This window comes from Coprobacter secundus subsp. similis, from assembly GCF_015097275.1.
GTDB lineage: Bacteria > Bacteroidota > Bacteroidia > Bacteroidales > Coprobacteraceae > Coprobacter > Coprobacter secundus.
Genome location: NZ_AP023322.1, coordinates 239,245 through 259,363 on the forward strand (window position 1 = coordinate 239,245; position 20,119 = coordinate 259,363).

Here is a 20,119-nt window from a genome sequence, read left to right on the forward strand (position 1 = left end):
CATACGCTTGTGGGACAGATGGCCTCTTTCATGGAGAGTTTGAAGTTGTCGTACCGGGAGGTGTTCGAGGTGATTCCTTACGAACAGCTTCTGCTGATGCAGAGGGACAAGCTGCATATCGTGTACGGCGACCGGATAGAGTATGTGTCGGCAAGGGACAGGATGAAAAGTAAAATGAAGTGTAATGGCAGAATTGACGGATAATATGAGTGGTACCGGGGCTTCCGGGCTGGATGCCTTGTACCGGAAATTGGAGGAGCTGAGTGTGGCGATACGTTCGCTGAAGAGTACCGACCCTCGTGTGGAGGGGTTGCTGGCCGAGTGGCAGGATGCCGAGGACGGGGTGCGGGAGTATGCCCGGCAGGCGGAGAGGCAGGCGGGCGACGCGGCGGCGGATGCTCCTGTGAGTGATGATGTGGAGGTGGCGGCGCTGCGGAGTGCGGTGTTGCAGGACGGGCCGGCAGGGACGGGGAGCTCGGGCGGGAGTTCTTCTCCGGACGGACTGGAGGCTTCGATGAAGAAGGGGGAAGAGATGTTTGTGAACTGGGCCGATGCTATCGTTTACCTGTTTCTTGAGAAGGTGGTGGATATGCTGATGAAGGCCCGGGATGTCCTTGTGAAGGCTGCCGAGGAGTCGGGCAACGGTGATACGGTGAAGAGGGCCTTGGAGACTTTGAACCAGGAGGTGAACAAGGGGAAAGCGTCTCAGGATACGGCAGGTGACGGGGAAAAGAAGACCGACTGGAAGAAGGTGGGCTCTGCGCTGAAGGACGTCGGTACTTCGACGAAGGCTGCTTTGGACAGTTTTACCGATTTGAGGAAATGTACGAGAGATGTCATGAAGGCTGTGGGTACGGTGGTCACTGCTACGGCTTCTGCGATAGATAAGGTGGTGTCGCTTAGCGATACGGCCGGAAAGTCGATTTCCCTTTCTGCGTATATGGCAAGTGAGTCTATATCGACTGTCGAGAAGGCGTCGGTCGTTTTGGCGGTTGTCTCGGCGGCTATCCAGGCAGCCATGGCGGTGGCCAATCTTTTCAGCAAGGATAAGGTGAATGAGAAGATAATCAAGGAGAACCAGAAGGAGATAGACCGTCTGCAACGTGCGTATGACCGTCTGGGCACCGCGATAGAGAGGGCTTATTCGTATGATGCTTCGGGGATGATAGAGCAGCAGGATGAGCTCCTCCGCCAGCAGCGCAACTTGATAGGGGAGCAGATGGCGGCAGAGAAGGATAAGAAGAATACGGACAGCAGCAAAATGAACGAGTACCAGAGGCAGATAGATGATATCGACCGCCAGCTGGCCGATAACAAGGACAAGGCTATCGAGGCGATTTTGGGTACGGAGGTCAAGGAAGCAATCAGCAGCTTTGCCGAGGCGTATGTGGATGCCTGGGCTCAGGGCAACAGCGCGGCGGCGAAGTCGAAGGATATTGTGGCAAACATTCTGAAGAACGGTATCACCGAGGCTGTGAAGGGTCGGTTGAGCGGCCCCGTGAATGAGCTGATGAAGTATCTTTCTGTCGCGCTGGAGGGGGGACTGACGCAGGCCGAGCAGGCGAAGATAGACGAGTATGAGCAGAAGATTGCTGCCGAGGCGGAGCTGATGGAGGGTACTTACGGCAAGTATCTGCAGAGCGTGACCGACCGTCAGCAGCAGTCGGACAGCGGCGGTTTCGAGACGATGTCGCAGGATACGGCTACGGAGCTGAACGGGCGTTTTACCGCCTTGCAGTATGCCGGCGAGGTGGTGGCTGCGCAGAACCGGGAGCAGACGTCGTTGCTGTCGCAGATGTTGGCCCTGGATGTCCGGTCGGTGGGTATTGCCGACGAGATACGTACGATGACGGTGAATTCTTATCTGGAACTGACGGAAATCAGCAACAATACGGGCAATACGGTGAAGCAGCTGATAGAGACGAACAAGAAATTGGATGTGGTGGCAAATAAATTGAACAGGTTATGAGAGCGGAGGATGTAATCGGTGCGGCTGCTCTTTTGGGAGCGTGCGGTGGCTCGGGCAAGGTGAGTGACTGGAGAAGCCTGGTGTGGTTGTTTTTCTCCCCGCAGGGACGGGAGTTTTGTGGGGAGAAGGGTTTCCCTTCTCTGGATATGTTCCGGGGGATGAAGGAGGGTGTCGCTCCTTACGGGGTGCATATAGACGAGGGGGAGATAGCTCTCTCGGGCGATGCTTGTGTGGGGCTTGTCGGCAATACTTGTGCGAGGCTCTCTTTTTCGGGGCCTGAACGGTTGCACCGGGTGGTGCTGATGCATGGCGCCCGGGCGCGTATCGAGGCGGGGAACTACGCGGTGGTCTCGGTGATGAACCGGGGCGGCGAGGTGGAGATAGTGAAGGATGATACGGCAATAATTTTTAACGAATGAATGGTATGGAAGAGATGGAAGAGAATGTACCGGCGGATGTAATGCCGGATTTGCGGATAAACGGCAAGGATGCTTTTGCGGAGTGGGGCGTGCATATGGGCGAGGGGTTTCTCGACACTTTGTTTGCTCCTCCGAAGTTGAAGGATTTTATCGAGAACCAGAGCCGGCAGATAGACGGCAAGGTGGTGTTGCACGGCATTCCCAAGTTGGATGCCCGTGACTTGACTCTTGCTTTTACTGTCGAGGGGACGGACGAGGCGGACTACTGGAAGAAGTATATGGCTTTTGTGGAGGTGCTGAAGGCCGGGCTGGTGGTTGTCGATATACCGGGCTTCCCGTCTTCGGGCGGCGGGGCTTCGCGCAGCTTCAAGTTGACTTATAAGTCGTCCCAGAGTTATGCGATGAATGCTGGCCGGACTTTTGCCAAATTGTCGGTCAAGTTCAACGAGGCCAATCCTGCGGATACGGGCGATGTATCCGGTGGTGGCGTGTGACGCTTGCCGGATAATGAGCGGTTTGCAATGAGAGGATTTCCCTCCTCGGAGAGGGGAGGTTTGGCTGTGCTCCGGGCGGCATCGTTCTTGTATGCCGCCCGGAATATGCATGTATGGGCGGGTTTATAGGCGGACTTTGTGGCTGGAGCCGGGAGTCTTTATGATAAATAGCCCGTTCCCGCACTCGATTTCTGAGGTGGGGATGCCGTCGTATATGGCTTGCCCCTGCATGTTGAATATGGTGAATCTCTTGTTGTTTCCTTCGGGAATGATTATCTTCCCGTTTCCGGTAGTGAAGGGAGTGGAGTCCCGAGTCACGGTGTCGATTCCGGTGTATTCCGATAGTTTGACTATTTTTCGGAATTTCCCCCAGTATTGGTGCAGGTAGTATAGCGCGTAGCTCTCGTCGGGCACGTATAGTGTGCAGTTTTCTGTGACCCGGGTATCGAAGTCTTCCGTCACGGTGGGGGGTGTCACGGCGTGTGATATGAGGGATATGATATTGATTGACTCCTCGATACTGGAGGGCTCGATTTCTTCGAGTGTTGCCGGGAGGGAGAGGACTCTCAGACTTTCGCAATCGGAAAATGAATATGAATCGATGCTTGTGACGGATTCCGGGAGGTACACTTCTTTCAGGGCGGAGCATTTCTGAAAGGCTCTGGTTCCGATATGGGTAAGTTTGTCGTTGAAGTGGACCCGTTCCAGTTTATCACATCCATGAAATGCCTCAGATCCTATTTCGACCAGGTCGTCAGGGCAACGAAACTCTTGTATCTCAGAGTAACAAAAGCACTTTTCCCCTATTTTCGAGATGGTCGAGGGCAGAGTGAGTTTTTCCAGTTTTTCGCAAATCCCAAATGTATACTCCGGCAGCTCCCGTACAGGCCCTTTGATGTCGACCTCCCGCAAATCGGAACCGGCAAAGGCATGTCCTCCGATGGATGTGACGCTCTCGGGGATGACTATCTTTTCTATTGCGGATGATTCAAAGGCCCCTGTACCGATGCTTTCCAATGTGCCGGGCAGGTTGAACTCTGCGAGCTTGGGACAATTAAAAAACAGATCGCTTGGAATTCTCGTTATGTTGCCGAACTCCGCTTTCTTCAGAGTGAAGATGTGGGCAAATGTACTATGGGATTCGGTTATGTTGCGCCCGACATATATATATTCGAGGGGGTAGTCTTGAAAGAAGGTATGGTTGAGTAAGAAGATAAACAAATCCTCAGCTCCGTCTACCAAGATGAGTTGTTTCAGTCTCGTGCATCCCCGGCAGATGTCGGAGGGGAACTCGGTGATGCTGCCCGGGATGGTCACCTTGAGCAGCTGTTTGTTGTCTTTCAGGACGGAGCTTTTCAGTTCCGTTAAGCTTGGCGGGAAGGTGAACTCGACGAAAGCGTTTTCGGAGAAGGCTTCACTTCCCATTTCAGTGACGCTCGGCGGAAAGGTGACAGCCGATAGCCTGTTCGAAGCGAAAGCATTGTTGCCGATGCGGGTAACCTTCTCGGGGATTTCGATGGAGGAGAGCTGGTTTTTGGAAAGGGAGAATTGGCCGATGAGCGTCAGGTCGCGAGGGAGTATGGCCTGTTCCAGCCCGAGGTCGTACAGCATGTAGTCTCCCAGTTCGTTGTTTTTGGTCGTGTATGATTTGTAATACGGTTGCCCTCCTTCTACAATGGAGGCGTCGGCGAGGTTTATCGCCTTGAGGTTGTGCATGCCCCGGATGGCGAGGACGTCTGTCCCGTTGATGCGTCCGGAGATGGTGAGGCTCTCTATTCCGTTCAGGCTTTCGATGCCTCCGACCCTCTCCAGGAGGGTGCCTTCAGACAGGTTTTCTATGACGGTACCATCTGTGGCTGCGGCATTCAGCAGGAGGGGAATCAGGACAATGGACAGTAGGAGTAATTTTTTTTTCATACGCGGGTATTATAAATATCAATTTAAACAAAATAAGTCAATCTGCGTGTAAAAATCAAATATTCTCCGGGATATTTTTGTGGCGGCTTCGGGTATGGCGGTGTTTTTCCCTTCTTCGGGGAGGCTGTGTCGTTTGTTTTATTTCTTGATATTTAGTGGTTTTTGAGGGGTGTGTTATGGTGAGAGGCGCGGGTTGTAATGAGATGATTTTTGAGGTGGTGTCTGTCGGTTTCGGGTGACCGCTTTGGGTTTGAGGTGGCTGTGCGCGGGCGTGACACACCCCCTGCCCCTCTCAAGAGGGGAGGTTCGGGCGCTGCTTTCTTGTTGGTAATGAGTGGTTTGTAGTGTGGGTCTTCCCCTCTCGAGAGGGGATTGAGGGGTGTGTTACGATGAGATGCGCGGCATGGGTGGAGATATTCCGCAGCGAGGTTTGTCGAGTTTAGAGGAGCAAGTAAGTATCTGTCAAACGTTAGTGATTGTTTTTGATTTTAGGAAGCTATGTGCGGGTGTGACACACCCCCAGCCCCTCTGAAGTGCACCCCAAAAGTTGGACGGGTTATACATTATCCGGTAATGGAAAGAGTCCGGTATTGTACCGGGCTCTTTCCCTTTAACCGGGATTTTATTCTCCTATGGTTATAATAATCGATATATTCCTCCAAAGCTCTCGTGAAGGCTTCAGGGGATTCGAAGTTTTCGGCATAGAGCAGCTCGGACTTCATGATGGCGAAGAAGCTCTCGGCCATGGCGTTGTCCAGACAATTGCCCTTGCGTGACATGCTTTGGAGCACGTTGCGCTCTTCGAGCCGTTGGCGGTAGCCGTAATGCTGGTATTGCCAGCCTTGGTCGGAGTGCAGGATTAATCCTTCCAGGTCGTCATTCCGGGAAAAGGCTTTGTCCAACATATCGTAAATCTGTTCCATGTTGGGGGTTTCGGAGAGGTTATATGAGATGATTTCTCCATTGAACATGTCTATTATCGGCGAAAGGTACAGCTTGGCCGGACCGATGTTTATCTGCGTCACGTCCGTGGCCCATTTGCGGTTGGGGGCTTCGGCCCTGAAGTTCCTGGCGATGATGTTGGGGGCTGTCTTGCCGGCCTGGTGCCTGTATGAGCGGTAACGGACTTTGCGGATTCTGCTCTTGAGCTCCATTTCATCCATCAGCCGCTGTACGGTCTTATGGTTGGTCGTGAAGCCTCTGTTGCGCATCTCGGCCGTCACCCGACGGTAACCGTACCGGCCCTTATGTTCATGGTAAATGGATTTGATAAGTTCCTTTTCGTGTGCATACTTGTCCTTGTCTTTCAGATGTTTAAGATGATAGTAGAACACTGAACGGGCCATCCTTTTTAACTTTAGCAATAAGTCAAGGGGGTATTCCGGCCTTAGTTCGTCGATGGCTTTTGCCCATTCTCTCGTGCCCGGGCTTTCTTTTCCTCGACTAAGGCCTTCACTTTTTTTAGCAGCGCATTCTCGGCTCTGAGCCGCAGGTTTTCTGCCTGAAGCCTTTCCAGTTCTGTCTGTGGTTCTTTTTTCTTGGGTCTTGCCATGGGGCTCGGTTGTTTTATCCGGTAAAGGGAACCTCCTGTGCGGGCCTTTCTCAGCCAGGATTTTATGGTACTGCGGTCTACATCGTAACGGAGGCTCAGTTCTTGCAAAGATATTCTTTTTTTTGTATGTTCCCATATTATTCTTTCTTTTTCTTGGGTGTTGAAGTGGTATTTTGGGGTACGTATTCGGAGGCCTTGGTCTCCGTACTTTTCGTATCTCAGCAGCCAGTCTCTGACCATATGGTGGTCGAGATGTAGGGCCTTGCACAGGCTCGAGAGGGGACGGCCTCTCTTGATTTGCCTGACTATGTCCCGCTTTTCTTCTAAGGTGTGTTTCATTATTGCACTGTTTTTATTGGTTTTTTTGTCCAACTTTTTGGGGGCACTTCACTCTCTAGAGGGGAGGTTCGGGTGCTGCTTTCTTATTGAAAAAGGGGGAAGTGGGGATGAGGCTGCCTCTTTTCGGGTAGGGAAAATGAGATGGACGGAAAAATAAACCACTATTGGGGAATTGTGGTATATGGGACGGGCAAATGGTAGGTGTTGTGTTTTTTTTATTCGAACTTTGAGAGCCGGACCGGATGTTCCGGTAAGGTGTACCGGTACAGAGCCCGGGCCGGTACGGAGATATAAACCCATAAAAATTATTTATAGATATGAATGTGTATGACAAAGAGGGTAAGGTGATAAGGGATGTCATGATTACCGATGATTGCGAGAGGCGGAAGTCTCTGCAGGGTGAGAATTGTGTAGTGATAAAGTTCAGTTCGGACGAGCGGGTACTCTTCCCGACGGGTGCGTATATCGATTATGAGGGGGAGCGGTTTACTCTCCTGAACGACTACAAGCCCCGGTTCGACGACGGCACTTATGTGTACGAGCTGCATTTTGCCGGGATAGAGGAGAAGCTGGCGATAATCAGTTTTTTCAGGCATGTGGAGGTCGGTGACAATCAATTTGTGAGGGAGCCGGAATTCTATATCGATGCCGACCTAAAGACGATAGGGGGTATCATCGTGGACTCCCTGAGGAGGGATATGGGCGGCGACTGGGTGCTGTCGAAGCCGGACCCCAAGAAGACGGAAAATAAGCATCTGGCTTTTTCGGCCATGAAGTTTGCCGAAGCCTTGAACTATATCGCCACCGAATTCGGGACCGAATGGTGGGTCGAAGGGGGGAATATACTGCACCTGGACAAATGTGAGTACGGTGATTATGTAAATCTGAGCCGGAGACCGGGCGGAGGGCTGAGGGGCTTTACGTACCAGAACGAGATGGTCATACCGGAGCGCATTTACGCTTACGGCTCGGAGAGAAACATTACCCGGAAGACGAACAGCCAGAATATCCCTTACCACACCCGCCTGCAGTTGCCGGGCGAAAAGACTTATATACAGGTGCCGGGCGTCAGCAACGGGATAGAGGAGATAAAGTTTTTTGAGGATGTGTATCCCCGTCAGAGCGGAACTATCGCATCTGTCCGGGTGGACGAACGAGGGCCTTATTATTTTTTTAAAAATGAGGATCCCATGAATATAGAGAGGGAAAAAGGGGCGAGCCTCAGGGTACATTTTGAGAGCGGGTCGCTGAACGGGCGGGACTTCGATGTGAATTATGACCCGGTCTCCGAGGAGTTTGAAATCATCAATTCCCAGGAGAATGAGATGCAGCTCCCTTTTGGCACGCTGATACCTCGAGTCGATGATACATACGTGCTTTACGGGTTGGTCATATCGGGTGAACCTATGGAGGCTGCTCAGAATGAATTGATGGCAAAGGCCAATGAGTATGTCAAACAGCTTGTCCAGACGGTGCCGGCGATGCAGTGCGTGTCGGACCCGGTGTATTTTGCCCGGGAGGGGGTAGACCTGAATGTGGGCAACCGGGTGTGTATCTATGACGAGGACTTTCCCGAAGTGAAAGAGGAAGGGGCACTTCCCGATACCGGGGCGGGTGCGGATAATCCGGTATTTTCCGGCGGGTGTGTCAGGTCTCGCGTGATGTCGGTGAGCTATCGGCTCACCTCGAAGAGCAATCTCTCCTTTACCGTAGCCGAGAGTGTGGGGGACGGTGTCATCGCCCAGATACAGGACAAGATAAACGACCAGGCGAGTGCCATAGACGGGGTGTACCAGCAGGTCTCTGCCGTGTCGCGCAACGGCTGGCAGAGTGCCGAAGAGCTGAGCGGGATGATAGATGCGCTGCGGGCAGACCTCGTGTTGGTGGGCAATACTGACGGGCAGTTTGCCATCACTTGTGCTTTTCAGGCCAATTATGAGAATGATAAAAACTCGGTACATGTGTCTTCCGGCCAGTTGCAGCATGCCATTTATACCGATAATGAGGCAGGTGGACGGTGGGGTATACACAAGTGTACGATGGCTTTGCCCAAGGATGTCCCTTATTATATCTATGCGAAGTGCAGCAAGAGCGGTAAGGAGGCTGAAATCGAGTTTATGGAGGATAAGCAGGAGCATACCGGAGCATATTATTATTTTCTGGTGGGGACGGTCTCATCAATTATTGATAGAAAGCGGGCATTATATATTGTAAATGGTTATACCTTAATAGCAGGTGGGAATATAACTACCGGCAAACTGCAGGATGCGTCGGGCAGTATGGTGATAGACCTGGATACCGGTACTATAAAAGGCCCGGTGACTTTTACCTCCGGAACTTCGGGGCTTGAAAAAATTAAAGAATGGAAATCTGCCGCGCAGGATATAAGGACGGCTCGGGAGGTTGCCGATGCGGCACAGGCGGCTGCCAACAATGTGCAGGCAAATATAAACGGGATGCAGATAGGAGGACGGAATTACTTGCTGAAACCCTCCGGCAGCAACGGCTGGGAGATTTCGGAGGAGTGGAAATTGGAGGGGTATAAGATGTCTTTTTATGGAAGTGCGTACAGACCGATAAGAAGTAATATCATACCGGTGAAGAAGGGGGATGTATTTACATTTTCCGGTGATATTCTGTCGACGGACAGTATCCAGTCTTTTGCTATCCAGATAACGTATTTTGATACGAGTACTCAAACTTATATAAATATATATTATGTAGAATTGAGGGAGACGGGGAGACATACTTTCACTTTTGAGATAGACAGTGATGTGTATGATAAGATAAGGTTGAATATTTTCTCTCGTGATTCGAGCGGGGACTATTCGATTAGTTTGGATAACCTGAAACTGGAAAAAGGGAACCGGGCGACCGACTGGTCTCCTGCCCCGGAAGATATGAAGCCTGCCGGGCCGAACTTGTTGTGCAATACGGGCGATTTCAGGAATACGGATTATTGGCAATTAATACAAGATGAAGCTAATATAAATGCCAGATTGTCGATAGAACAAGGATGCCTGGTGGTCGATAATTTCAGCAATCCGCAGACTTGGATATATTTGTGGAATACGTCGTTTTCTGATTGGAAGGCAGGCGAGGAATATGTTTTTTCTTGTGAATTGGATGTGGAAAATATCAATAACTGGGTCAACATAGAGGTAACGGACGGATTGGCATCAAAAACAAAAACATTATTTATAAAATCGTATTTTGTCGAATCTTCTCCTGTCAGAATAACGGATACTTTTGTTGTTCCGGAAAATTATGTAAAAGATGAAACGTCTTTACCGCATTTCCGTATAAGGATAGATGATGCCAAGAATGAACCATCATCAGATAATCCCCTCTGTAAGATTAAGTTAAAGAACGTAATTGTCTCAGAAGGTAATACATATACGGGGTATTCAAAGAATCCGACAGAGATAGATAACCGCATTGCTGATTTGGATTATCTGAAAGATACGTTCGAGAAAGACTCGACCACAGAGATAGCCGGAGGGGTTACGTTGAGCCGGTTTATCGGTGTCAAGGCGGCGGACAATACGACAGTTACCGGAGGGATGTGCGGGAATGCCCAGAACGGATTGCCCCTTTTGTTTGCCGGAGGAGATACCGCGACGGCCAACCTGGTCGAGAGGGCATCGAATGCGATGTTTAGCGTAAAGAACGACGGTTCGGGACAGTGGGGGATATTCCAGGTGCTGAACAACAAGGTTATTATTTACGACGAACAGGGAGACAGGGCCAGTGTCGTTATCAGTAATCGGAAGGTTTCGGAGGAGTCGAATAATGAAGGTGCTGTTAAATATGTGGAGGATTATGATAAGAGTGGAACAAACGGGTTAATAGACTATCATAACGTCAGTCCGAGTCATTATCCCAAAGAAGGGATTTTGAGTGATTCTATAAATCTAACGTCACCTGTGATAATAAAGGCAGGGAGTTGGGATATAACTACATATACAAAATTTTATGTCATTCTCGAAAAATATATATCTAATACAGTATCTGTTCAAGAAAATGAAATAAGAGGTGCAATATTGGTAAATGTAGATGTTGTGTTGGTTGTGGAAGATGTATCTGATCCGGAACAAAAAGAAGAGTACACTATTTCAACACATAGTGCCAAGACGAAAAATGAATTAGGTTTTTACGACTATTCATCGGATTATTTTTCACCGAGAGGAATAAATCATTTTAATTTTGAGACAGATAAAAGAATCTATTTGAGAGCCGATTTTGAAGGAGGATATCTTACCTTAAACAGATCTCCCTATTCGGTAGAGGCCAAATATATATGGAAGGTGTCGTTTGGTAATAGTGGTGAAGCAATAATTTCAGCCATAAAAACGGTCAACCAAAATATTATAGGTTCGGACGGTATATCTATTGTGTATGATGGCGATGAATTTTTTGAGGTTACCAAAAAAGATAACGGACTGATAAAAATATTGGCTACTCTTCATACTCCGGCAGATGTGAACTCTCTTGAGAAAGGACAATTGTATTGTGATGCGAACGGATTTGTGAAAGTAAAACAATAGGAAGATTTCTCCTCTGAGGAGGGGAAATCTGACGTTTTTTTTCTGTTTGATAATTAGTGATTTAGTGCGTATAAATTCCCCTCTTGAGAGGGGACTAAGGGGTGTGTTACGGTGAGAGGCGCGGTGTGGGCTGAAGTGTTTTTGCCGCTGTTTGGCGAGGTGGTGTTTCTTGGGCTTTGGGTGACCGTTTTGGGTTTGAGGTGGCTTTGCTCGGGGGTCACACACCCCCGACCCCTCTCGAGAGGGGAGGTTTGTGGTGCTTGTTTCTTGTTGGTAATGAGTGGTTTGAGTGGGGAGGTTTCCCCTCTTGAGAGGGGATTGAGGGGTGCGGCAAGGGTGGAGGTATTGCAGGAAAATGGAGGCATACGGGCAGGGGCTGCCGGAAATAATGTATATATCGGCAACAAAATTTGAGAAAATCCCTGGTAAATTGTAAACAAATATCTCATTTTGTTGCGAAAATCCGGTAAAATGTACAACTTTAATGTCCGAATCGGATTATACTGTATTGCCAACAATATGCTGTCATGAAAAAATATGTATTTATTGTATGTGCCATGATATGGGCTGCCGCAACGCTCCAAGCTAGAAAAGGGTACGAAAAATCCTTTCATCTCGATGGTAGAGCCGGAATGGGCGAAATCAGACAAACTTATAATGTGGGTATCACCATGACAAATGGATACCGGTTCAACGGGCACTTTTTGCTGGGTGCCAATGTCGGTATCGCATTCTCCGAATATGTATGCGGTTTGGAACAGAAAACCCTTTATTACGTTACGAGGAGTACCTGGTCAGAAAGAGGCTTGCTTATTCCCCTGTCGGCCGTCGGCAAATATAACTTTACGGAATCTGTCATTTCACCTTACATATCGACCCGTCTCGGTTACACATTCAATGTCAAGAGCACTGCGGAAAAAAGCTACGGGGCGTTTTTCATGCCTGCATTAGGTTTTGACATGCACGCGCCCGGATGGTCCGTGTCCATGCAACTTATTTTCGATATGCAACGAACCTCGTATATCAAATATAGCGATGCCGCCTCGCGACCGTCAACGGATGGCGGTGCTTCACGACCTTCCAAAGCGGATGAGGATGCCTCGCCGGGTCTCCAAACAGGGACGTGGACCAAAGGCTGGTTCAAATCCTGGGGTCTCGGTGTGGGAATCAGTTTTTGAACCCGGTTGCCGGATCCCGTCACTTCCCGCAACCGGACAGGTTCTTATGTGCCGATGCGGGTGGTTGTCGCAAGGTGGGGAGATGGCGGAGGCTATTCTCCCTCCAAGTATGGCGTGATGATTTCTTTCCATAGCAGGTATCCGCTGCCAAGCAGATGCAGCCCGTCATTGGTATATTCGCCTTTGAGTTTCCCTTCGGAGTCGGCAAAACGGGAGAAAAGGTCGATATATGTCAGGTTTTCTTCCCGGGCTATTTGCTCGATAGCCCTGTTGATGTCCGGTATGATTTCCCATCTGGCGACGTGTCCGGGGAACATGTTGTATTGAGGGTTGAGCGGCAACAGGCTCTGTACGAACAGTTGGGTGCGGGGAGAGTCTTGTTTTATCTTTTTTATGATTTTGTGTATGCCGGCGGCAATGTCTTCGACCGACTTTCCCCGAGGTATGTCGTTGGTTCCTATAAGGAGAAATATTTGTGCCGGTTTGCCTTGCAGCAGGGCCGGGAGCCGGTCGTAGACTCCGTCGGTCATGTCTCCGCTGATGCCTCTGTTTTTGATGTGCTTGTTCTGGAAGAGTTCGGCCCATTCTGCCCCGTCGGTAAGGCTGTTTCCGACGAAGAGGATGTCCTCGGAGGTGACGGGGAGTTTCTCGAAGAGTGAGGCCCGCTGGTAGTAGTAGGTCGAGTATTTGCGTGCCGGGGTTTTGTCTTGGGCCTGTACGATGGCGGCGGCAAATATGTAAGCGGCGAGGAGTAATAAGGTGTGTTTCATAATTGTGTTTTGAGATGAATTTGTGTGAGTAGGGAGACGGTTGCCGGAGGGTCATTTGTCTCCGTAATGGCTTTTTACGGAGATGACCATGACAGTCACGATGTCTTCATATATGGTATAGATGATGCGGAACTGCTTGTTTATGCGCCTGCTCCAGTATCCCGAGAGATTCCCTTTGAGTGCCTCTACCTGCCCGGTTCCTGTGGCGGGGTGTTCCATCAGTTCTAAAAGGAGCTTTTCTATTTTGGCTATTACGGCTTTGTTTCCTGATTTTTTGAGTTTGGCCATATCTTGTATGGCTTCCGGGTCAAATTCGATACTGTAAGCCATTTCAGAGATTGTTGATGAAATTTTTAATGTCTTCGGCAGAGTGCAGAACTACGGTAGTGTCGGCTTTTCCGTTTTTGTGTGCCTTTATCCGTTTTTCTACTTCAGCTAGATTTTCAGGATTGTCAAACCAAGGGTCTCCGCTGGGGCTGGGGTTCGATGTGACTTCTATGCTGATGTTGTCGGCCTTGGAAATGAGGATGTTTTCGATAAAGGCCTTCAGGCTTTTCCCTTGAGAGGCGGCCATGATAGAGAGTTTTTGCAGAGTCTCTACGGGCAAGTCTATATTTTTTCTCTTTTTCTGTAATGCGATTGTATTCATAGTGGTATCTGTTTTTATGGCAAATATACATAATATATATGATATATACAATATATACAATTAAATTTCGGTGATTGTTTTAGGACAGTCGGGCTTGGCGGTGATGTTTTTCCCTTGGAGGGGAAGAGTCGGGATGAAGTTTCTTTATTGGGATATGAGGTTTTGAGTGCGGGGCTTTTCTCCGGTCAGGGTTAGATAAAAAACATGTTGTAGGAAAAATTTAAAAAAATATTTGATTTATATATAATAAATATATTATTTTGTTGCGAATATCGATTATTACTTACAATTTTAATACTTGAACACACCGGGATAAAACCTTAATTTTATAACCAATAGAATAGCTTTATGAAGAAAATTTTATTTATCGCATTGCTCTCGTCCATCATCTGCGGATGCTCAAAAGACGAACCTCTTACCTTGAACACCGAGTCCATAACCCTTTATCCCGGAGAGATGTATGAGTTGACGGCAAATGCGGCTGCCACATTCCGGTCAGAAAATCCGTTCGTCGCAACTCTCGTTGGTGAAAGCTCAATCAAAGCCATGCATGTGGGCAAGACTATCATCAAAGTATCTTCTGAGAATGGGTCTAAAAACTGTACGGTCGAGGTCAAATCGAAAATTAACCTTTACCAGGACCCGGTATTCGCGTTCGGTGAGAGTCAGGAATATGTAAAATCGAAAGAGACAAGAGCCTTGGTCTCCAGTAGCAGCACATCTTGTATATATCGTGATACGAATCCTCAGAGAACGGTTATATACAATTTCGATAACGACCGGTTGTCGAGCATCGGGGTCACGAATCCTTTGTCGGAGGCTTCGAAACTGGGGGATTTCCTGAGCGAGAAATACCAGCTTATAAAAATCGGAGAAGGGGATTTTGCTGGTTATTTCGTGAATGGCGAAACCGACAAATGGGACGTGATGGCCGGTGTGAAGGTGACGACTTCTTATATCCTTGTAACGTATATACCCAGATGAAAAGAAAGATACCGTCACCTCAATGAGAGGTTTCGATATATTGTACATATAAGGCATTATAATCTAAGTATAATATAAATCAACAACATTATCATTATGAAAAAATATGTATTTCTGTTTTCTTTCATATTCTTTCTTTCTTGTTCTGAAAATGAAGATAATTCGTTGACGCAAATGGGTAGAGTCGCTGAAATAAGCCTTGATTATACAGAACAGTCTCTCTCTGTTACAATACCTCCCCAATTGAACGAACAAGATATAATATGTAATTTGAGGCATGATTCATATTGGATAAACGATATATTGGCCAGTAAAGAGCATATAAAATTTCATGTAGAACTTAATTCCGACCGTAGTAAAGGATATAGGTCAGATACGATAGACTTATTTTGCAAAGGGGTGAATGTGGGTTATATAGAAGTATATCAAGCTCGCCATCCCATGAGTTTGCAGAAGCTTACTTGGGGTCCCGATATATTATTGTCTCTCCCGAAAGGGGATGGAAAAAAGGAAACAGAGATGCTGTATCATTTTTGTAAAAATTCGGACGGACGCTATTCTCTCAGCGATTTCCCTGCATTCGCTTATTGTATAGAAATGAATCATAATCCGGAGAAAAATATGGAATGGTACCTTCCTTCGGAACGTAGTGAAAAATACAGAGAGGTGTCCAACAACAATTATCCTTTTGACTTTTGGTCATCTACAGAGTATAGTCGTGAGACTGTAGATATTCGAAAATGGGCTTCTAATAATGAGCAACACCTTACTATTGCGGCATTCAAGAACGATAGATTTTATGTGTATGCAGTAAGATAAAATATCTGGAAAAACATCTGCTTTGTGCATGCCGGTCGTTATAATCCGAGTATAACATTTATTAATATCATACTGTTATGAAAAAATATGTATTTATTGTATGTGCCATGATATGGGCTGCCACAACGCTCTACGCCCAAAAAGGGTACGAAAAATCTTTGCAGCTCGATACCAAATTCGGGTTGGGCGACTTCAAACAGACCTATAATGTAGGTATCACCATGACAAACGGATACAGGTTCAGCGAACACTTTATGCTGGGTGCCAATGTCGGTATCGCTTTCTCCGAATATGTAGGCAGCGTGGACTGGAGCAACATTCTGGGTACGACCATCGGGTACAACCGGATGGAAAAGGGGGTACTCATTCCCTTGTCGGCTATTGTCAAATACAATTTTGCAAAAAAATCTGTCTCACCTTATATCTCCGCCAATGTCGGATACACATTCAATGTCAAAACTTACGTAGGAGATAGCTACGGGCTGTTTGTCATGCCTGCTTTCGGCATCGACTTTGATTTGGACAGGTGTGCTCTGTTCCTGCAACTTAATTTCGACGCGCAGCAAACGTCGTATACTGACTATAACAATGCTTTGTTGCTCTCCAAAACGGATGCTTGGACCGACGGTTGGTTCAAATCCCTGGGTCTCAGCCTGGGCATCTGTTTCTAAACCCGGTTGCCGAATCCCGGCTACTTCCGCAACTATCCGTCAGACTTTAGTGGTCATTTTGATTTTCGGTGGCTGTGCGCGGGCGTGACACACCCCCTGCCCCTCTGAAGTGCCCCCAAAAAGTTGGACAAAAAACCCAATAAAAACAGTGCAATAATGAAACACACCTTAGAAGAAAAGCGGGACATAGTCAGGCAAATCAAGAGAGGCCGTCCCCTCTCGAGTCTGTGCAAGACCCTACATCTCGACTGCCATATGGTCAGAGACTGGCTGCTGAGATACGAAAAGTACGGAGACCAAGGCCTCCGAATACGTACCCCAAAATACCACTTCAACACCCAAGAAAAAGAAAGAATAATATGGGAACATACAAAAAAAAGAATATCTTTGCAAGAACTGAGCCTCCGTTACGATGTAGACCGCAGTACCATAAAATCCTGGCTGAGAAAGGCCCGCACAGGAGGTTCCCTTTACCGGATAAAACAGCCGAGCCCCATGGCAAGACCCAAGAAAAAAGAACCACAGACAGAACTGGAGAAACTCCAGGCAGAAAACCTGCGGCTCAGAGCCGAGAATGCGCTGCTAAAAAAAGTGAAGGCCTTAGTCGAGGAAAAGAAAGCCCGGGCACGAGAGAATGGGCAAAAGCCATCGACGAACTAAGGCCGGAATACCCCCTAGACTTATTGCTAAAGTTAAAAAGGATGGCCCGTTCAGTGTTCTACTATCATCTTAAACATCTGAAAGACAAGGACAAGTATGTACACGAAAAGGAACTTATCAAATCCATTTACCATGAACATAAGGGCCGGTACGGTTACCGTCGGGTGACGGCCGAGATGCGCAACAGAGGCTTCACGACCAACCATAAGACCGTACGGCGGCTGATGGATGAAATGGAGCTCAAGAGCAGAATCCGCAAAGTCCGTTACCGCTCATACAGGCACCAGGCCGGCAAGACAGCCCCCAACATCATCGCCAGGAACTTCAGGGCCGAAGCCCCCAACCGCAAATGGGCCACGGACGTGACGCAGATAAACATCGGTCCGGCCAAGCTGTACCTTTCGCCGATAATAGACATGTTCAATGGAGAAATCATCTCATATAACCTCTCCGAAACCCCCAACATGGAACAGATTTACGATATGTTGGACAAAGCCTTTTCCCGGAATGACGACCTGGAAGGACTAATCCTGCACTCCGACCAAGGCTGGCAATACCAGCATTACGGCTACCGCCAACGGCTCGAAGAGCGCAACGTGGTCCAAAGCATGTCACGCAAGGGCAATTGCCTGGACAACGCCATGGCCGAGAGCTTCTTCGCCATCATGAAGTCCGAGCTGCTCTATGCCGAAAACTTCGAATCCCCTGAAGCCTTCACGAGAGCTTTGGAGGAATATATCGATTATTATAACCATAGGAGAATAAAATCCCGGTTAAAGGGAAAGAGCCCGGTACAATACCGGACTCTTTCCATTACCGGATAATGTATAACCCGTCCAACTTTTGGGGGGCACTTCAGAGGGGTCGGGGGTGTGTGACGTCCGCGCACAGCTGCCTAAAAACCAAAGCAGTCACTGAAGCCGACAGATACCACCTTTCCAAACAGCAGCAAAATCACCTCTACCCAAGCCGTGCCCCTCATCGTCACACACCCCTTAATCCCCTCTCAAGAGGGGAATTCACAACACCATAAACCTCTCACTATCAACAAGAAACAAGCACCACAAAGCTCCCCTCTGGAGAGGGGCGGGGTGTGTGTGACGTCTGTGCACAGCTGCCTAAAAACCAAAGCAGTCACTGAAGCCGACAGATACCGCCTATCCAAACAGCAGCAAAAACACCTCTACCCAAGCCGTGCCCCTCATCGTCACCCCCCCTTTATCCCCTCTGGAGAGTGGAAACCAACACTCTAAACCATTTATTATCAAGAAGAAATTAGCATATCAGAACTCCCCTCTGGAGAGGGGTCGGGGGTGTGTGACGTCTGTGCACAGCTACTCAAAATCAAAATAGTCACTAAACTTAACAAATCGCACCACTAAAAGCTCCTTGACCCAGGCTGCTCATCACACTATTACATACCTCTCAGGAGGAGATATTCGACCACAAAAAAGTGACGGCCGCATTCCCCGAAAGGAAGCCGCCGACACTCAAAAAATTCATTTCAATAAAAATATGTTTAGAATTATTTCCCCGAATGTAGCCCCAGAAAAAATTTCCCTAAAAATGCAGAGCCGGTCTGGATATCGCCCATGCTCTGGTTGGAAATTGTTCCTGTAAAACCAGGCTGCCGGCCGTTACTCCTTGGACAACAAGCCCGTCGCAGCCCTCAACTTAGGCAACTTGACGAAGAACCATACCCCCGAAAAGACAGTAGCAGCAACACCGATACCCCATGCCACAGGGTAGGGCAGGCTCATACCCACCGGGTCATAACAAATATACGTCACCACCACCGATGTCATAAAGAGGGCAGGGACGAGAGTAACCCAGTACTGTTTGCGCTTCTGGGTAAGATATACCGTCACAGCCCATAAAGTAAATACAGCCAGCGTCTGGTTGCACCACGCAAAATATCGCCAAATCATTTCAAAACCATCCTTGTCCGCCAGGCTGTACACCAGAATCGCAATCGCCACGACAAACAGAGGTACGCAGATGGTCAGCCTCTTGGCGATAGACTTCTGCTCATAGTGCATAAAGTCCGCAATGATAAGCCTTGCCGAGCGGAAAGCCGTATCGCCCGAAGTAATAGGAGCAGCCACGACACCCAGTATGGCGAGTACGCCGCCCACGACACCCAGCCAACCTTCCGAAATCTTCTGTACGATAATCGCCGCACTGCCGTTTACCTCGGCCTCATGACCGATGACACCGAATTCCTGTTGCCCTTCCGGACTGAAAAAGTAAGTCGCTGCCGCCGCCCAAATCAGAGCCACGATACCTTCGGTGACCATAGACCCGTAGAAGATAGAACGCCCCTGTTTCTCATTGGTCATGCAACGGGCCATCAATGGCGACTGCGTAGCATGGAAGCCCGATATGGCACCGCATGCGATACTGATAAACAACATCGGGAAAATAGGAGAAGTAGCGGCATTGGGATGCATATTCTGCAAACCGTCGGTAATCTCGGGAATACCCGGAAACTTTATCAGCAGCACACACAGTATGCCGACGGCCATGAACAGCAAAGTTGCCGCGAAGAACGGATATATGCGCCCGATAATCTTGTCTATCGGGAACAAAGTAGCCACGATGTAATAAATAAAAATGACATAAATCCAGAAAGTCGTATCGAGATGCTTTGGCGTCAACATCGCCAACAGCTCGGCAGGCCCTGCAACGAAGACCGCCCCCACGAGAATCATCAATATAACGGTAAAGCCCCGCATAATCTGTTTGGTCGTAAGCCCCAGATAACGGCCGATGGTCTCAGGAAGGCTCTCCCCGTTGTGACGTACCGAAATCATCCCCGACAGATAATCATGCACGGCCCCCGCAAAGATAGTACCGAAGACAATCCATAAAAAAGAAGACGTACCGAAACGCGCCCCCATGATAGCCCCGAAGATAGGGCCCAGTCCGGCGATATTCAGAAACTGAATCATGAAAATTTTCCACCGGGGCAGAGGCACGAAATCCACCCCGTCGGGATTGGCCACCGCCGGAGTTTGGCGGTTAGGGTCCACCCCGAAAATCTTCTCCACAAACTTACCATACGTAAAATAGCCCCCAATCAATACCAGCAGGGCAATGCAAAATGTGATCATAATATATTTAAATATAAAGGTTAATTCTATAAATAAGA

17 protein-coding genes and 2 pseudogenes are annotated in these 20,119 nt (G+C 48.5%); 12 read left to right on the forward strand and 7 right to left on the reverse strand.

The window, feature by feature from the left end; genetic code table 11:
• Positions 1-30: 30 nt before the first annotated feature.
• Genes Cop2CBH44_RS00880 through Cop2CBH44_RS00895 form a run of 4 tightly spaced genes read left to right on the forward strand, consistent with a single transcriptional unit; the run spans position 31 to position 2,882 of the window.
• Positions 31-204 (forward strand): hypothetical protein, encoded by a 174-nt coding sequence (locus tag Cop2CBH44_RS00880; protein ID WP_200755362.1) that lies wholly within the window; start codon positions 31-33, stop codon positions 202-204.
• Complete coding sequence (locus Cop2CBH44_RS00885) at positions 185-1,969, forward strand: hypothetical protein (protein WP_200755363.1); 1,785 nt, start codon at positions 185-187, stop codon at positions 1,967-1,969. The genes Cop2CBH44_RS00880 and Cop2CBH44_RS00885 overlap by 20 nt, the downstream gene beginning before the upstream one ends.
• Positions 1,966-2,388, forward strand: coding sequence for a hypothetical protein (locus Cop2CBH44_RS00890; protein WP_200755364.1), 423 nt, complete (start codon positions 1,966-1,968; stop codon positions 2,386-2,388). Before Cop2CBH44_RS00885 ends, Cop2CBH44_RS00890 begins: the two co-directional genes overlap by 4 nt.
• Positions 2,389-2,393: 5 nt before the next feature.
• Positions 2,394-2,882 carry a hypothetical protein gene (locus tag Cop2CBH44_RS00895; RefSeq protein ID WP_246469154.1) on the forward strand — a complete coding sequence of 163 codons (489 nt, stop codon included), beginning with the start codon at positions 2,394-2,396 and terminating at the stop codon, positions 2,880-2,882.
• 123 nt (positions 2,883-3,005) lie between these two features.
• On the opposite strand, the gene Cop2CBH44_RS00900 is transcribed toward Cop2CBH44_RS00895, so the two are convergent.
• The 3 genes and pseudogenes from Cop2CBH44_RS00900 to Cop2CBH44_RS16780 form a co-directional block, all read right to left on the reverse strand.
• The gene (locus Cop2CBH44_RS00900) at positions 3,006-4,799 is read right to left on the reverse strand and encodes a leucine-rich repeat domain-containing protein (protein WP_200755365.1); all 1,794 of its coding nucleotides are present in this window, start codon (positions 4,797-4,799) and stop codon (positions 3,006-3,008) included.
• 563 nt (positions 4,800-5,362) lie between these two features.
• Entirely contained in the window at positions 5,363-6,487 is a 1,125-nt protein-coding gene (locus Cop2CBH44_RS00905; protein WP_476728533.1) for an IS3 family transposase, read from the reverse strand.
• A 62-nt stretch (positions 6,488-6,549) separates the two neighbouring features.
• Positions 6,550-6,690 (reverse strand): annotated as a pseudogene (locus tag Cop2CBH44_RS16780) (helix-turn-helix domain-containing protein); the annotation flags it as partial.
• A gap of 317 nt (positions 6,691-7,007) precedes the next feature.
• Between Cop2CBH44_RS16780 and Cop2CBH44_RS00915 the strand changes: the two are divergent.
• From Cop2CBH44_RS00915 to Cop2CBH44_RS00925, 3 genes are all read left to right on the forward strand, one after another.
• Entirely contained in the window at positions 7,008-11,237 is a 4,230-nt protein-coding gene (locus Cop2CBH44_RS00915; protein ID WP_200755367.1) for a hypothetical protein, read from the forward strand.
• A 276-nt stretch (positions 11,238-11,513) separates the two neighbouring features.
• The gene (locus tag Cop2CBH44_RS00920; protein WP_200755368.1) at positions 11,514-11,651 is read left to right on the forward strand and encodes a hypothetical protein; all 138 of its coding nucleotides are present in this window, start codon (positions 11,514-11,516) and stop codon (positions 11,649-11,651) included.
• Between the two features lie 113 nt (positions 11,652-11,764).
• A complete protein-coding gene (locus Cop2CBH44_RS00925) occupies positions 11,765-12,415 on the forward strand; it encodes a hypothetical protein (RefSeq protein ID WP_200755369.1) in 651 nt (216 codons plus the stop codon).
• Positions 12,416-12,507: 92 nt separating this feature from the next.
• Here Cop2CBH44_RS00925 and Cop2CBH44_RS00930 read toward each other — a convergent pair whose 3' ends face one another.
• The 3 genes from Cop2CBH44_RS00930 to Cop2CBH44_RS00940 are packed head-to-tail and all read right to left on the reverse strand — an operon-like array spanning position 12,508 to position 13,834.
• Complete coding sequence (locus Cop2CBH44_RS00930) at positions 12,508-13,185, reverse strand: GDSL-type esterase/lipase family protein (protein ID WP_200755370.1); 678 nt, start codon at positions 13,183-13,185, stop codon at positions 12,508-12,510.
• Positions 13,186-13,236: 51 nt separating this feature from the next.
• Complete coding sequence (locus Cop2CBH44_RS00935) at positions 13,237-13,515, reverse strand: Txe/YoeB family addiction module toxin (protein ID WP_200755371.1); 279 nt, start codon at positions 13,513-13,515, stop codon at positions 13,237-13,239.
• A 1-nt stretch (position 13,516) separates the two neighbouring features.
• Positions 13,517-13,834 (reverse strand): hypothetical protein, encoded by a 318-nt coding sequence (locus Cop2CBH44_RS00940; protein ID WP_200755372.1) that lies wholly within the window; start codon positions 13,832-13,834, stop codon positions 13,517-13,519.
• 348 nt (positions 13,835-14,182) lie between these two features.
• On the opposite strand from Cop2CBH44_RS00940, the gene Cop2CBH44_RS00945 reads away from it, so the two are divergent.
• From Cop2CBH44_RS00945 to Cop2CBH44_RS00960, 5 genes and pseudogenes are all read left to right on the forward strand, one after another.
• The gene (locus Cop2CBH44_RS00945; protein ID WP_200755373.1) at positions 14,183-14,818 is read left to right on the forward strand and encodes a hypothetical protein; all 636 of its coding nucleotides are present in this window, start codon (positions 14,183-14,185) and stop codon (positions 14,816-14,818) included.
• 96 nt (positions 14,819-14,914) lie between these two features.
• A complete protein-coding gene (locus tag Cop2CBH44_RS00950; protein WP_200755374.1) occupies positions 14,915-15,637 on the forward strand; it encodes a hypothetical protein in 723 nt (240 codons plus the stop codon).
• A 77-nt stretch (positions 15,638-15,714) separates the two neighbouring features.
• Entirely contained in the window at positions 15,715-16,308 is a 594-nt protein-coding gene (locus Cop2CBH44_RS00955) for a hypothetical protein (RefSeq protein ID WP_200755375.1), read from the forward strand.
• A 156-nt stretch (positions 16,309-16,464) separates the two neighbouring features.
• Positions 16,465-16,968, forward strand: a complete 504-nt coding sequence (locus Cop2CBH44_RS16450) for a transposase (protein ID WP_246469148.1) — start codon at positions 16,465-16,467, stop codon at positions 16,966-16,968.
• Positions 16,953-17,792: pseudogene (locus Cop2CBH44_RS00960) on the forward strand (IS3 family transposase); the annotation flags it as partial. The gene Cop2CBH44_RS16450 and the pseudogene Cop2CBH44_RS00960, both read left to right, overlap by 16 nt.
• A gap of 813 nt (positions 17,793-18,605) precedes the next feature.
• Here the strand turns inward: Cop2CBH44_RS00960 and Cop2CBH44_RS00965 are convergent.
• The gene (locus Cop2CBH44_RS00965; protein WP_021930411.1) at positions 18,606-20,081 is read right to left on the reverse strand and encodes a carbon starvation CstA family protein; all 1,476 of its coding nucleotides are present in this window, start codon (positions 20,079-20,081) and stop codon (positions 18,606-18,608) included.
• Between the last annotated feature and the right edge of the window lie 38 nt (positions 20,082-20,119).

Bases quoted from the DNA above. Each gene is read 5' to 3' on its own strand.
- Cop2CBH44_RS00880 (WP_200755362.1), top strand. From the start codon at position 31: ATGGAGAGTTTGAAGTTGTCGTACCGGGAGGTGTTCGAGGTGATTCCT.
- Cop2CBH44_RS00885 (WP_200755363.1), top strand. From the start codon at position 185: ATGGCAGAATTGACGGATAATATGAGTGGTACCGGGGCTTCCGGGCTG.
- Cop2CBH44_RS00890 (WP_200755364.1), top strand. From the start codon at position 1,966: ATGAGAGCGGAGGATGTAATCGGTGCGGCTGCTCTTTTGGGAGCGTGC.
- Cop2CBH44_RS00895 (WP_246469154.1), top strand. From the start codon at position 2,394: ATGGAAGAGATGGAAGAGAATGTACCGGCGGATGTAATGCCGGATTTG.
- Cop2CBH44_RS00900 (WP_200755365.1), bottom strand. From the start codon at position 4,799: ATGAAAAAAAAATTACTCCTACTGTCCATTGTCCTGATTCCCCTCCTG.
- Cop2CBH44_RS00905 (WP_476728533.1), bottom strand. From the start codon at position 6,487: ATGGGAACATACAAAAAAAAGAATATCTTTGCAAGAACTGAGCCTCCG.
- Cop2CBH44_RS00915 (WP_200755367.1), top strand. From the start codon at position 7,008: ATGAATGTGTATGACAAAGAGGGTAAGGTGATAAGGGATGTCATGATT.
- Cop2CBH44_RS00920 (WP_200755368.1), top strand. From the start codon at position 11,514: ATGAGTGGTTTGAGTGGGGAGGTTTCCCCTCTTGAGAGGGGATTGAGG.
- Cop2CBH44_RS00925 (WP_200755369.1), top strand. From the start codon at position 11,765: ATGAAAAAATATGTATTTATTGTATGTGCCATGATATGGGCTGCCGCA.
- Cop2CBH44_RS00930 (WP_200755370.1), bottom strand. From the start codon at position 13,185: ATGAAACACACCTTATTACTCCTCGCCGCTTACATATTTGCCGCCGCC.
- Cop2CBH44_RS00935 (WP_200755371.1), bottom strand. From the start codon at position 13,515: ATGGCTTACAGTATCGAATTTGACCCGGAAGCCATACAAGATATGGCC.
- Cop2CBH44_RS00940 (WP_200755372.1), bottom strand. From the start codon at position 13,834: ATGAATACAATCGCATTACAGAAAAAGAGAAAAAATATAGACTTGCCC.
- Cop2CBH44_RS00945 (WP_200755373.1), top strand. From the start codon at position 14,183: ATGAAGAAAATTTTATTTATCGCATTGCTCTCGTCCATCATCTGCGGA.
- Cop2CBH44_RS00950 (WP_200755374.1), top strand. From the start codon at position 14,915: ATGAAAAAATATGTATTTCTGTTTTCTTTCATATTCTTTCTTTCTTGT.
- Cop2CBH44_RS00955 (WP_200755375.1), top strand. From the start codon at position 15,715: ATGAAAAAATATGTATTTATTGTATGTGCCATGATATGGGCTGCCACA.
- Cop2CBH44_RS16450 (WP_246469148.1), top strand. From the start codon at position 16,465: ATGAAACACACCTTAGAAGAAAAGCGGGACATAGTCAGGCAAATCAAG.
- Cop2CBH44_RS00965 (WP_021930411.1), bottom strand. From the start codon at position 20,081: ATGATCACATTTTGCATTGCCCTGCTGGTATTGATTGGGGGCTATTTT.